Consider the following 14,557-nt stretch of genomic DNA (forward strand, 5'->3'; position numbering starts at 1 on the left):
CCATAACCATTGCGTTATTTTAAAAAATGATCGACATTTTTGTCGGTCATTTTTTAATTCTTAGTTCAATACAGCAATCTAAAAAGAAATATTATTAAAAATTTTATACTTTTTTAATAATTTGTTTAGATGGAGTTTTCATTTAAAGATTAATATAGATTACAGACGAACAATGGTCTATTTAATGAAAAAGATTGGAGGGTAATTTCCCAGGAATAAAACGATATTTTCATGTAGATTTTTAAAGGAAAAGGAGGACGTTACTTTATGTGGAAGATATTTGCAGTAGTCACCAGCTGCATACTTTTGCTAAATGGATGTGCCTCATTTGCTAAGGGGGAAGACAAAGTGAACGAACAGTTATTTCAGGCAGTAAAGCGAGGAGAAACTGATTTCGTAAAGAAGTTGATTGAGAATGGTGCGAATATTAATGCACAGAATTCAAATGGACAAACTCCTACAATGATTGCAACTTACCATAATGATTTCAAAACTGCAAAAGTACTGATTGAAGCTGGGGCAGATGTAAATATACGAGATCATATGAAAAATAATCCTTTTTTATATGCTGGTGCAGAGGGATTAATCGATATTTTAAAACTTACAATTAAAGCAGGAGCAGATCCAACAATTACGAACCGGTATGGTGGAACAGCATTGATTCCTGCTTCAGAACATGGATATGTGGATGTCGTAAAAGAGCTTCTTAATCATACTGATATTGATGTTAATCATGTCAATAATCTTGGATGGACTGCTCTATTAGAAGTAATACTTTTGAACGATGGGAATGAAAAACAACAGCAAACAGTGCAATTGCTTATTGAGAATGGAGCAGATGTTAATTTGCCTGATCGTGAAAACGTTAGCCCTATACAGCATGCACGTAAGAGAGGTTTTAAAGAGATTGAAGAGATTTTACTAAAAGCAGGAGCTAAATAATAAAAGTTCATGGCCAATTGTAAGAATAATTGGGGAGTATATAAATAACGATAAAAATTTAAGGAGACAATTAAATGATTAAGAAAACAAAAGCAATTTCATCAATTTTACTTGGAGTTTCTCTAGTAGTAACAAGTTATAATACTGTTGCTAACGCACAAGAAGAGCATAGTAAACAAAAAGATGAAAGAGTTTATAAAGCACCAAAAAAGGTTAAGAACAAGTTAACAAAAGGGCAAGTAATGGCTAATATTTTAAGTAGTACAAACTGGCAAGGTACAAGAGTGTATGATAAAAATCATCATGACCTAACAAAAGAGAACGCAAATTTTATTGGTCTTGCTAAATATGATTCTAAATCAGGTAGATACGAATTTTTCGATGCAAAAACAGGTCAAAGTCGTGGGGATAAAGGAACATTCTTTATTACAAATGATGGTAAAAAGAGAATTTTAATTTCAGAATCAATGAATTACCAAGCTGTAGTCGATATGATTAAACTAAATAAAAACGTATTTACTTATAAAAGAATGGGGAAAGATGCAAACGGTAATGATGTAGAAGTATACGTTGAACATGTCCCTTATAAAGGAAAAGCACTTTCATTTACAGATCCAGATAAAAAACTAGATACTAAAACAGGGGAAATTGTAAAAAAAATTGATGGAGATAAAATTTTAGGAAGAACACTTTGGAATGGTACAAAAGTACTTGATGAACAAGGGAATGACGTAACGAAATACAATACGAATTTTATTAGTCTTGCAAAATTTGATGGTTACACAAACAAATATGAGTTTTTCAATCTTGAAACAGGAAAAAGCCGTGGTGATTATGGATACTTCGATATTGCCCATGGAAATAAAATTAGAGCACATGTTTCAATCGGAACAAATAAGTATGGTGCTGTTCTTGAATTGACGGAGCTTAATAAAAATAAATTTACTTATAAAAGAACAGGTAAAGACAAAGATGGTAAGGATATAACTGTATTTGTTGAACATGAGCCGTATAAAGGTGATTTTAAACCAGTCTTTAGTTTCTAAAATGAGTATTCAAAAAGGACCTTTTGAACAATTCTAGAAAAAGGTTAAAATGTTAGTCAATTAATTATTATTTTAATAATAATTTTACTTATAGTTTTACCCAAGCATCCTCTTTCTCTTAGGATTTTCAATATTTGGAAGTACATCACTAAATCAATGATTCACTTAATTTTAGGTAGGGGAGAGGGATCATTATAGTAGCATACATATTTATAAATACTTTTAGATCTCTAATGTCATTCTTTTAATAAAACTTGAAGAAAAATACTATGCAGGATTTTATACAGAAAAAGAGAATACTAGGTGAACAAGACCTTCCCCAAAAGCCTTTTACATCAACAATGTATAAAAAACTGTATAACGTGAGAAAAAACTAAAAAGCCAATCCCTTGCTGCACAAGGGATTGGCTTTTTCGCAACTTCCGCTAAGAAGCTTTATGTAAACTAGATTTGTATATGGTATTCATAGAAAACACAAAAATACCTACCAACCTAAATGAAGGTTTTGAACGTTTTTTATAATAAAAATTATAATATTTCTTATACTCTTAAAATTCCATATTTTTCATGGTGACTTTCATGTCATTTTATAAGAAAATATCTTAGGGCAGAAAATGAAAACCCTTCCAAAAAATTCACTTGAATGGGAGGGGGCATTTTAGAAACATTTTTCTGAATTTTTTTTATTTTAAGAATTAACATCTAGATGAGGCATGAACATGAAAATGAACAAACGTTACATTGTATTTGGAGGAGCTCTTATTTCATCATTTGTTATATTAACCAACGTTATGGCAGCCCCATCAGACAATAGCCCCAAAAAAGCTGATTGGAAATTAGAAAAACAGGATTTGAAAAAAGGGGAAAAGCCTCAACCGAAAAGAAATTTGAAGCCTAATGTCCAAGTACATAAAGGAAACACTCCTTTTGAACAAGTTGATAGTGACAAAAGTATAGAGAAGAAAAGGCCTGAAAAAGCCGATTCGTTAAAATAGGAGGAAGAGGATAACATGGGGAAAAAGTCATCTTTGTATAAGTCTTCTTTACAACGACGTATAAATAAACTTGTAGTTTCAGTTTTTGCTGCTTCTTCTGTTTTATATGCAATACCTCCAAGTCAGCATTCAAAGATTGGCACACAACGAACATTTGCTGCTACGACAGGTGTTGCGGATAAACCGAATTTAGGGCAAGAATCTTATTGGAACTTCTACACGACAACTTTAAGTTCAGGTTGGTATTCACAAGTTAATACTGCGACTGGAAACCTTGTGATAAACAATTCACTGGTAACTGTAGATGGTCGTGCTTTACCATTAAGCGAAGGATTGACTTACAATGCAACTACTCAACAAGACGTTGGCGTAGGTCCTGGTTGGTCATTAGTAAATGGATTATTCTTACAAGAAAACGCGGATGGAAGCGTTACTTTGAAAGATGAAGATGCTACGAATCATACATTTACAAAAAATGGAGATGGTACGTATACTGCTCCTGCTGGAAAACATTTAACTTTAACTAAACTGCAAGCAGGTATTTTTACAATTCAAGATAAAGATCAGTCCATTTCTCGTTTTGAAAACGGACATATTGTAAGTATCACTGATGAAAAACAAAATTCAAAGAGTTTTTCTTACGATACGAATGGAAATTTATCCAAAGTAACTGATCCGTCTAGTAGAACTCTAACGTATACTTATGATACAAACAAGCGATTAGATAATATTACGGATCCAGCTAATCATAAAATTCAGTTTTCATACGATACAAACGGTAAACTAATTGGTGTAACAGATGCTCAGAATAATAAAGTTCAATTTGAGTATGATACCTCGAATCGTTTAAAAACTTTTATTGATGCAAAAGGTAAAAAAACAGCTTTTAACTATGATAGTTTAAGCCGTATGGTTAAATTGGTTGATGCACGATCAAATGCGACAACAACTTATGAAACGACAATTGCTTATGACGATCCTACACGTACAGCAACAATTACGGATCCTGCGGGTAAAAAAAGCACTTATATTCACAATACTTCAAAGAATTTAACGCAGTATAAAGATGGAGTAAATAACATCTTTAACTATGATTGGAATCAAAATGAATTGATGACAATTAGTGACAGCAAAGGATCTAGTACCTATCAGTACGATAGCAAGGGAAATGTCACTCAAGTTTCAGATACGATTAGTCCTACTAGTACAGCAACAACTACAACTAAATATGACAGTAAAAATAATCCAACAGAAGTAACAGATCCTAATCAAAATAAACAGGCATCTCGTTATGATGAGAATTCAAATCAAATTTCGGCTGTCAATTTAGAGCGTCAAGAGGCGGATGGAACAACTTATGATTCGAATGGAAAGGTTACTTCTAGAACTGACATAGGAGCACCGACATATAATCTAGTAGAAAATGGAAGTATAGAACGACTTGACACAAACGGGAATATTATCGGATGGAATAAAGGTGGTAATACCTCTAAAATTTCAGTTGATTCATCAGTGTCAACTTACGGATCGAAAAGTGTAAAAATTTCTAGTACGACTGCAACCAATGCTTACTTGTATAGTAATGGGGTTACTGTAACTCCTGGTGAAAAATTAACTTTATCAGCTAAAGGAAGAATTGATAATGTTTTTGGAACAGTCGGGGCAGACGTTGGAATCGAATTCTATGACTCTAATTGGAATTTTATCAGTTATTCTTATACGGAAGGTTTTACAGGAACAGGAAACCCTTATTATAATGTAACGGCAACTGTACCAGCGAATAGTGCATACGCTTTAGCAGTTGTTGATCTAGATGGAGCAAGTGGAACTGCTTGGTTTGATGGAATTCAGTTAGAAAAACCCGTAAAATCAGAAGAAGGTCATATTTTAACTGACTTTAACATGAACGAAAATTCTAGCTTTGAGTGGGGAGGCGCATTATGGTTAACAAAGTCATCTAACCCTGCAACGATTACGACTGAAGCAGCGTGGGCTGGCTCATATAGCGCAAAACTAAACTTTCCTACTTGGTGATTCTTGGATTGGCAGTAATGACATACCTGTAAAACCAGGTGAACCATTGACAGTATCAGGATTTATCAAAACAAATAACTTGTCAGGTGATGGGGCTAGAATCGAAATTAACTACTATGATAGTACAGGTGCTTATATAGGCTACGGAGGAGCTAAGCTTCAAAAAGGTACGCAAGACTTTACGCGTTATGCATTTAGTTCGACTCCACCAGCTAATACAGCGTTCGCAAAAGTATATGGTACCGTATGGGCATCAACAGGAACGGCTTACTTTGATAATATAAAACTAACCACTGGTAGTACAACATTATATGGGTACGATGCTAGTGGAAACTATCTCACTTCAACACAGGACGCATATGGAGATTTAACACAGTCTACGTATGATGGTGTTGGAAATCAGACTAGCATGACAGATCCAATGGGATATAAGACCAGTTTCGCATTTGATGGAAATAACAATCTTACATCGGTGACAGATCCAAAACTGAAAGTCACTCGTTATGAGTATGATCCATCAAACTTACATGTATCCATTCGAGATGCGCGTAGTTCATCAGCTTCAGATAACATGTATCGAACTACGTTTGGTTACAACGAATTGAATCAAATAACAAGTATGACTGATCCATTAGGAAAAGTTACTTCTCATACTTATGATAACGCAGGGAATGAAGATAGTACGAGTTATCCATGGGATGAGCCGTTTAACATCATACACTAATTTGTTTGGCTATTCCATTAATTATCAGTTAGATAAAGTAGGGAATATTTTAAGTAGTACGGATTCAAAAAACAAAACAATTTCGTATAGTTATGGATCGGATAACCGTCTTCTTTCTTTAACTGACACTAGTGGTAAAGTAACGAAATTTAACTATAACGAGTCAGGACTACCATTTGAAATCGTTTATGGAAACGGTATAAAAAGTTTACAATCGTATGACAAACTTGGTCGTATCAAAGAAATTGCAAGCAATGGAAATCCGAATTCTGGCATTTTCACATATGAATACGACAAAAACGGAAATATTACGACTATTCAGGGTTATGATGGAACACAAACATTTTCTTATGATGAGCTGAATCGTTTAACAGGTTGGACAAATGAAGCTGGTACTCTTACAACCTATCAGTATGATGCAGTAGGAAATCTGACAAAAAAAGGTAGTCAGACATTCACTTACAATGCAGCAAACCAAATCACGAATACTGGTTTTACTTACGATGTCAACGGTAATTTGACAAAAGATAGTAAGTACAATTATATCTACAACCATGAAAACCAGCTTACAAAGGTAACGAAAGTCTCTGATGGTTCGACGGTTGCAACTTATACGTATGACTACCGTGGTCTACGTATTAGTAAAACGACACCATCTGGTGGTACAATCTATTATCATTGGGATGATCAAGATCGATTAGTAAGAGAAAGTGATACAAATGGTAACACTTTATCGCTTTATATCTACAACGGAATTGAGTTAGTAGCTGTTGAAAAAGGCGGATTTATGTACTATACTCATACGAATCACCGTGGTGACATCTTAGCTTTAACAGATGCCAACGGAAATAGAGTTGCAACTTATAACTATGGTCCTTGGGGTGAGCTTATCAGTAAAACTGGTACAGTGGATATCCCATTTCGCTATGCAGGGTATTATTACGATCAAGAAACTGGCCTTTATTATTTGAAGGCTCGGTACTATAATTCAGAATTAGGACGTTTCTTAACAAAAGATGGGATAGAAAACGGAGATAATCAAGTACCAATTACTTTGAACTTATATGCATATGCGAATAATAATCCAATAATGATGGTTGATCCAGATGGGAAGTTTGCATGGCTATGGTGGATGGCAAAAGGAGCCTTGATATCCGGTTTTGTAGCATATGTTAAGTACAAAGTAGAAGTAAAGTTAGGCATTCAAAAAGCGAATAAGTCTAATATGCTAGTACAAGTGGGAACAGCGGCTGCAATAGGAGCTGTTACAGGAGGAATAGGTGCGAGTGCACTTGGTCGAGTAGGTGGCCTTCTTAAACTTGCAAAGAATAAGGGTTACCTGTCTAGTAAGGAAATAAAGATAGCAAACTACTTCATATACGAACAATATAATATTCTCAAATCTATCGTAAATAAATTTAATACTAATCCTGGTGGCCTTTCATGGAAAGAAGTGATAGCTAGAGAGGCAAAAAAATTCTTCTAAGAGAGGTATATATGAAAATATTAATAATTATAGGAAGCCTATTTTTAGTCGTTCTTTCACTAATTATGTTTTTTATATATTTTTTTAGAGCAAAAAGTAAAAAAGAAAAATTAATGATGACAATAGCTTTTTTTTCTGAGCCATTAGATTCATGGTCTTCGGCCTTTTATTTAGGTCTTTTAGGATTAGTATATTCGATTATTTTTCTATAATAACATTCAATTTTCTAAGAGTATTAATTCAATTAGTCTTAGAATAAGTTGAATCGATGAAAAAAGTTTCCGAAATAGTTAGAGATTGATATCTTAATATAAAAGATTTCAAAGGTGAAGCTGACTCTAAAGATCGTTGCATGACGACTTTTTGAGTCAGTTTTTATTTAACTATCATTTCTCCTTCTTTATAAAGATTTACAGCATCATTCATACCAGCATAGTTTTTATGGTATTTCTTTATTGGCCTAGTGACAGGGTTGCTGTCATAGACCGCAAAGTAGTTTGTTACAGAAATACCAAAAAAGAAATTTGCAGATCGATTAACTAATGATGGTTACCAAAAACCACTATTTTTGTAATTACTCTGTCCATTTATCGGTTGAATGATTGCCATTGGATTCTATAATTATCAAAAGATATGTCCGAAAGTATTACCAAATATCTTTACCACAACTTTAGCGTACTCTTGGCTACTTTACTTTGCGGTCTACAGCACAAACCCTGTGACTAGGCCTATAATGAGTCAGGACTACCATTTGAAATCGTTTATGGAAACGGTATAAAAAGTTTACAATCGTATGACAAACTTGGTCGTATTAAAGAAATTGCTAGCAATGGAAATCCGAATTCTGGCATTTTCACATATGAATACGACAAAAACGGAAATATTACGACTATTCAGGGGTATGATGGGACACAAACATTCACTTATGATGAGCTGAATCGTTTAACAGGTTGGACAAATGAAGCTGGTACTCTTACAACCTATCAGTTTGATGCAGTAGGTAACATAACTAAAAAAGGAAGTCAGACATTTACCTACAACGTAGCAAACCAAATCACGAATACTGGTTTTACTTACGATGTCAATGGTAATTTGACTAAAGATAGTAAATACAATTATTTTTATAATCATGAAAATCAGCTAACTAAGGTAACAAAAGTCTCAGATGGTTCGACCGTTTCGACCTACACGTATGACTATAGAGGTCTACGTATTAGCAAAACGACTCCAACTGGTGGTACAATTAATTATCACTGGGATGACCAAGATCGATTAGTAAGAGAAAGTGATACAAGTGGAAACACATTAGCTCAATATATCTATAATGGAGATGAGTTAGTGGCTGTTGAAAAAAATGGTTCAATGTACTATGTCCATACAAACCACCGTGGCGACATTTTAGCTTTAACAGATGCCAATGGTAATAGAGTAGCAACATACAACTATGGTCCTTGGGGTGAGTTACTAAGTAAGACAGGTACAGTTGATATTCCGTTTCGCTATGCAGGATACTATTACGATCAAGAAACGGGACTTTACTATTTGAAAGCTCGCTACTATAGCTCAGATATTGGTCGTTTCTTGACGAAGGATCAAATAGAGTACAGTGAGCTTAAGAATCCTACTACATTGAATTTATATGCATATGTAAATAATAATCCAGTTATGTATATCGATCCAAGTGGACATATATCGACCAAGTTACATTGGACTAGCTTAGATGTGTATTTTTTAAAATCAGAAGCAAATTATTGGTCTAGAACGCTTGATAGCAGAGCTGATCTATGGGCGTTAGTATGTGTCATTACGGGGGCTTACGGTTTACTTCCGGCATCTGTTGCTAGTGCTATAATGGCTTATGGAAACTACAGATTTCCCAAAAATTTAGCTTATTATAATGGTAGTAAAGGTGTCAAAGTTGTAGTTCAATGGCTCCCTTATCCTTTGGTTAAATTTTATAAAAGATAGAATATAACAAATTGCGACCTAATTTTACTTATTAAATTTAGGTCGCTTAAAAATTTATAAAAAATATATATTAATGTTGTATTCACAGAGGATAGATAATTACATGAAATTTAACACAATTCAATTTATTATAGTTGTTGTATTGTTGGTTTTGTTTACAATTCCATTTAAATCGTTGGGTATAATAGAAGTTTATAAAAATAGTTTTTTTTTACTCATTATATTGGTTATAATCTTAGAATCAATTAGAAAAGGTATTGATAGCATTCTTTTTTTTATAACTTTACTACTTTTAACTATAATAATTATAAAAAAATTATTCTTGAGTTAGTATTAATTATGTCAAGTTTAATTGTTTGTTTTAACGAATTTCAACACGTAAATCACAAAAAAGTACTTTGGTCAACCAGTAACTTATTAAAGAGAAATCTACTTTTTCTCATGCTTTAAGTGGTTGATAATCTTTTACTTGTATTTTAAGTAATCGTGCAGATTTTTGTCATGGTATAAACTCCTGCCAATTAACATAGAGATGGGCATGCTATTTTTTTTAGGCCACAAGCCTTGATAAAGTTTGGTAATCGGGTAAATAGAATTGTAAAATTATGTATTAACAATTGTAAACTTATGCATTATTTCGCGGCAATCTACAACTAACAAATCAGCGTATAGAAAAACTTAGATGAAAGGAGATTATTTCTATGGTTTGGTTAGACTTTATTCAGTTCGTTTTATTTATATTTTTGTTAGTATTACTAACTATTCCATTTAAAATTATTAAGATATCTGATAGAGCAAGGTACATTTTCTATTTACTTATTATAACATTACTTTTATTTGCAGTAATAATGGATCATATCAGTAATTATAGCTTTCTCTTTATAGGAGCTTTGATTATAATAGGTACCGGAATATTTAGGAAATTTAAAAAAATTAGATAAGAATTCACTGGATTGAATATATTTTTTAGCATTATAAATTGCTGAAATAATAAAGGGCACTGTATTAAATATAATTAAAACAAGAAATAAAGTATCTAAACTTGATATTTTATTTGACGCTTACGTTTAAAAATAAATTAAAAAACACAAAGTCTAGTCTATTTTAATTTCGCTTTAGAAGAATCTATTTTATAGAGAATTTAAGAGAAATAAATAATCCATCTTTTTGTTAAGACTGATTGTATTAATCCAGAAAAAAGATTGTGAACTATTGCACTTAAACTATCGCATGCAATAGTTACATAAGGAAAAAGAGTCTTTAAACAATAAAGATCCTTTTTTAATTACCGATAAGTTAGGGTATTCAGGAGCATTCCCTTTTCTCAGTCGATTAGAGGGCTTATTAATATATATGCAAGACAGCTAAAACCAAAAACATGAACATTAAAAATCGGTTTGAAGTTAAATAAATATATACATATAAATGTCAACCTAAGTATGTACATTTTTGATTATTTAAGTATGCACAAAATCACTCATTCTCTTTCGAAATATGTTGCTTAATTCGGTATGATTCACCAACAATTGTTACTACTGTTGCGTGATGTAGTACCCGATCTAAAATGGCATTGGCTAGTTTGGTATCTTGAAAGATTTCATCCCACGATTTGAAATTAATATTCGTTGTTAGGATCGTACTTCGCTTTTCATATCGGAGGTCTATCAATTGAAAGAACAACTTCGCATCTTCCGCGTCAATTGGTAAATAGCCTATTTCATCAATAATAAGTAATTTATATTTTGTATAATGCTTTAACCGTGATTCTAATCGATTCTCAATCCTAGCTCTTTTTAATTGCTGAAGTAATTCATGACATTTTATAAAGTACGTACTTGTTCTCTTTTTAGCTGCCGCGATTCCGATTGCGGTAGCTAAATGTGTTTTTCCAACTCCACTAGGACCTAAAAATACAATATTTTCTTTTTCTTCAATAAAACGTAAGGTCAAAAAATCAAGGATTTGTTGTTTATTAACTGTTGGTTGGAATTCAAAACTAAAATCACTCACTTCTTTTAAGTGGGGAAATGCCCCCACTTTAACCATCGAATGAATCATGTTTTTCTCTCTTACGTCTATTTCATAGTTAGTGAGTTTAACCAGTGTTTCTACGAAGGATAATTGATTACTTACACTAAAATCGATTGTTTCACTTAAATGCTGAATCATTTGTTTTAATTTTAAATACTCTAGATTTTGAATTAGCTGATGATATGAATTATTCATTTTTATACACATCCCCAATTGCCTTTAAATTTTTCTTAGCTAATTGATCAATATCAGGATAATAAGGAACAGCTTTACTTAGCTCCTCTTTGTAATGTTCATCCTTGTAATTGATTTTTAATTGACTAATTTTGTGTTGAACAATTAACTCCGTGTTATAATAAATGAATAACTGATCATCATATGCTTGGAGACCTACAGTCTTACCTCGGTACTTAGCTGGTACTGAGTATTGGTTAGACTTGTAGGACACCATGTTGGTTGAATTTACTTTCACTAGCGTATGTTTGATTCTGTAAGAATCTCTTATTTGTTGCCGTGGTAGGGGCAATAAGAGATTCTTTTCTTGTTTTAAGGCAAAAATCGGTATTTTTCCTGTCCCTTGATGGAAACTATGGTTAATTCTTTCGCATAGTTGTTGTACAAATTTGTGAAGCTCTTCAAGATTAAACTTTCCTTGATATGCATGAATTTCATCCAAATACTTCATAGGTGATTCAACTTTTCCCTTTGTCCTTGGTCTTCCTGCGATACAAGGATGCACTTTAAATCCAAAGTCATCCGCAAATTGTGTGAAACGTTTATTCACTATACCTTTAGAATAGTTCGTTCTTGCTTGATCCATGATAGTCTTCATATTGTCTGTCATGATTTTCTGCGGCACACCCCCAAACGATTCAAATGCTTCTGTTAAAAACGAAAATAAAACACTTTGTGATTTAGATATAGATAGATAAAAGGTACGAAATCTTGAGTAAGAAAGTAATAACACCGCCACATTTATATGGACGATTTCTCCTTCTTTCGTTTCATAACGAATGTCCTCTTTCCAGTCTAGCTGAGCTTGTTCTCCAGGTGGAGTCTCAAACCTGATACTTGATTGAGTTGAATTCGTTCTCTTCCCTTCTTTAAAATAGGCTTGAAATTCTGGTTTACTTTGAATGTATCTACGAAAAGAAGAAGCAGCACAGTTCAAGTTATGATTTTCTTTTAAATATTGCCAAAGCACTCGTTTGTAATAAAAAACTTGTTTTGAATCTTTTGATAATAAAAGTGAAATTACCTCATAGAAATCATCAATTTTTGAAGACTTGTTTTTTGTTTTTTTTGGAGTAAAACCATTTAAATATTTATCAATTGTACGCCGATCTACATTTAATTCCTTCGCTAGCTGACTCTTGTTAATTCTCATTTTCAAACTCCCCATAAGTAACTTTAATTTCGGTAAGTCTAAAAGACTCTTAATCTCATAATTGGTCTGAATATCTAATGATACGTACATACTAATCCCCCCAGGATTAGTATGTAGAAGAGAGTCGAAACTGTACATCTTTATTTAATCAATCTTGTACATATTTAAATTAGCATTTGTAATACAGAACTAGTGTATTCGAAATGTATTCGCATATCATAATGAATTCGCTTGAACGCCCATTTTAGTTGAGGAAAACGGAGTTTGCATACAACTTTAACTCTGCCTCCCCACCTCCCTAACAGAGAGATGGGGCAAAATCATTTTCATTACCGTTACTGGTAAGTCTATTTATGTAAACTGGACGTGTATAGGACCCAATCACAGGGTTGCTGTCATAGACCGCAAAGTAGCGAATTATAATAGCAACCTTGTAACTAAGTCTAATAGATTAACTAAAACGAAGGTGAAATTTATATTTTTCATTTTGTTTCTAAAGTACGTTTTTGAATAGCTCGATACAAAGAGCCTTGTGAGATAAGATGAGAAGTGATTTATACTTCTTTTTTTTGATTTTATAAAATAAATGAGTGCCGAATGACCGACGATTACCGATTTTCGAGATGCCGAGTGACCGACGATTTGGGTAAAAATGGAGTACCCAAGATAACACTAGGCTTTGCCTAGTCCCACAACCTTGTTGGGGGCAGTTTTTCCTTATGCTCTTTCTCTTCGATTTTAGTGTTTGGCCAAATTCAGTTCATTAACAAAAAAGGAGTATAGAAATGGAAATAAAAATTAGAAATCTAGATCTTATTTTTAGTTGAACATAGACTATAATGCGGAAAAGGATCTTCATAAATTGAAGATCTTTTTTATGTGCCGATAAGGTCCATTATGTAAACTGATAGAAAAAAGTAATTTTTTTCCTTTTTTCTAGACTATTAGTTTCATTATTTAACTCGGTTGAAATATATTGAGAATAGAAGATGAATACAAATTTTAGAATCTTCTGTAAATAATCCCCTGTGTTTTCGGAAGAACGCGCTTGCAACTAATTTGTGAAAATTTTGAAAGGAGAGAAAGTCCTTGCACATTACAAAGTATAAACTGTTAATTTGTATTGTATTGTTATTGAGTACTCCCTTGATTTATTCTCCTCAAAAAGTAGATGCCAAAGAATATCAAAAGGAAGTGGTCTTATTTGAGACCAAAGAAACGAATGATAAAGAGGTCCTACTTTCCAGAGCGACGAAAGGAATTACTGATAACCCTGAAATAGAAAAGAACTTAAAATCCTTAATTAATATATCAGATAAGAACGGATCAGTTGTTCCTCTTTCCAAATCAGATGTAAAAAGTACGACTCAAAAGCTAAAACGAGTTGTAAAAGAAAATGGTGAAGTAATAGATAGTTATGTAACTTCAGTTTTTGGAGAGGCATCAATTAATCCCAATAGCAATCCAGTGAGTGCTCTTAGTTTTGATAAAGGAGGGGGTGCATTAGACTCAACTTTATCTGTTTATTCGTTTTCTAGATTGTATTATAATGTTACCTCAATAAGTGGGCGGGACCATTATGGTTTAACAAAAGTAACAGGTTATTGGACATTACAAGACACTTCAACTGGAATTAAGAACACAAAGGTTAAAATTGGCCAAACAGGAATTTCCGATGCTGGTTGTGGCACGTGTCAAAATCAAACGCAGGACTATGCAGTAGGAACATCCTTTTCTATTACTCCTCCATCTACCTGGAAGCCGGTTATTAAAGGGACATTCAACAAAGTAGGGTCTACCCTATCATGTACTGTTACGGAAGGCTCTCAATCCTGGAATGTAACTTTTACTAATAATTTGTGGTAACGGCTATTTAAAATAAACTATTAAAACAAAAGGTTTATTAATTTAAATATAAGGTGTTTTCCTCAGTTTCTAATTATT

Annotated in this window: 10 protein-coding genes; 8 read left to right on the top strand and 2 right to left on the bottom strand. The window is 33.0% G+C overall.

The window, feature by feature from the left end; all coding sequences use genetic code 11:
• Positions 1-267 precede the first annotated feature (267 nt).
• The 7 genes from ACSBO6_RS09660 (at position 268) to ACSBO6_RS09690 (ending at position 9,195) form a co-directional block, all read left to right on the top strand.
• Complete coding sequence (locus ACSBO6_RS09660) at positions 268-942, top strand: ankyrin repeat domain-containing protein (RefSeq protein ID WP_498844559.1); 675 nt, start codon at positions 268-270, stop codon at positions 940-942.
• A 74-nt stretch (positions 943-1,016) separates the two neighbouring features.
• A complete protein-coding gene (locus ACSBO6_RS09665; RefSeq protein ID WP_498844560.1) occupies positions 1,017-1,988 on the top strand; it encodes a DUF4822 domain-containing protein in 972 nt (323 codons plus the stop codon).
• A gap of 719 nt (positions 1,989-2,707) precedes the next feature.
• Positions 2,708-2,983 (top strand): hypothetical protein, encoded by a 276-nt coding sequence (locus tag ACSBO6_RS09670; RefSeq protein WP_098848608.1) that lies wholly within the window; start codon positions 2,708-2,710, stop codon positions 2,981-2,983.
• Between the two features lie 15 nt (positions 2,984-2,998).
• The gene (locus ACSBO6_RS09675) at positions 2,999-5,017 is read left to right on the top strand and encodes a DUF6531 domain-containing protein (protein WP_498844561.1); all 2,019 of its coding nucleotides are present in this window, start codon (positions 2,999-3,001) and stop codon (positions 5,015-5,017) included.
• 46 nt (positions 5,018-5,063) lie between these two features.
• Positions 5,064-5,741 (top strand): hypothetical protein, encoded by a 678-nt coding sequence (locus ACSBO6_RS09680; protein ID WP_498844562.1) that lies wholly within the window; start codon positions 5,064-5,066, stop codon positions 5,739-5,741.
• Positions 5,716-7,227: an RHS repeat-associated core domain-containing protein gene (locus ACSBO6_RS09685; protein WP_498844563.1), complete on the top strand. Its 1,512-nt coding sequence runs from the start codon at positions 5,716-5,718 to the stop codon at positions 7,225-7,227. The genes ACSBO6_RS09680 and ACSBO6_RS09685 overlap by 26 nt, the downstream gene beginning before the upstream one ends.
• A 774-nt stretch (positions 7,228-8,001) precedes the next feature.
• The gene (locus ACSBO6_RS09690) at positions 8,002-9,195 is read left to right on the top strand and encodes an RHS repeat domain-containing protein (protein WP_498844666.1); all 1,194 of its coding nucleotides are present in this window, start codon (positions 8,002-8,004) and stop codon (positions 9,193-9,195) included.
• A 1,473-nt stretch (positions 9,196-10,668) separates the two neighbouring features.
• Here the strand turns inward: ACSBO6_RS09690 and istB are convergent.
• Together istB and istA are read right to left on the bottom strand one after the other, a co-directional pair.
• A complete protein-coding gene (istB, locus tag ACSBO6_RS09695; RefSeq protein ID WP_098847304.1) occupies positions 10,669-11,421 on the bottom strand; it encodes an IS21-like element helper ATPase IstB in 753 nt (250 codons plus the stop codon).
• Positions 11,414-12,703: an IS21 family transposase gene (istA, locus tag ACSBO6_RS09700; RefSeq protein WP_098847306.1), complete on the bottom strand. Its 1,290-nt coding sequence runs from the start codon at positions 12,701-12,703 to the stop codon at positions 11,414-11,416. The genes istB and istA overlap by 8 nt, the downstream gene beginning before the upstream one ends.
• A gap of 999 nt (positions 12,704-13,702) precedes the next feature.
• Between istA and ACSBO6_RS09705 the strand changes: the two genes are divergently transcribed.
• Positions 13,703-14,479, top strand: a complete 777-nt coding sequence (locus ACSBO6_RS09705) for a hypothetical protein (RefSeq protein ID WP_498844564.1) — start codon at positions 13,703-13,705, stop codon at positions 14,477-14,479.
• Positions 14,480-14,557: the final 78 nt, after the last annotated feature.

This window comes from Bacillus sp. AL-1R (assembly GCF_052180195.1).
Classification (GTDB): Bacteria; Bacillota; Bacilli; order Bacillales; family Bacillaceae_G; genus Gottfriedia.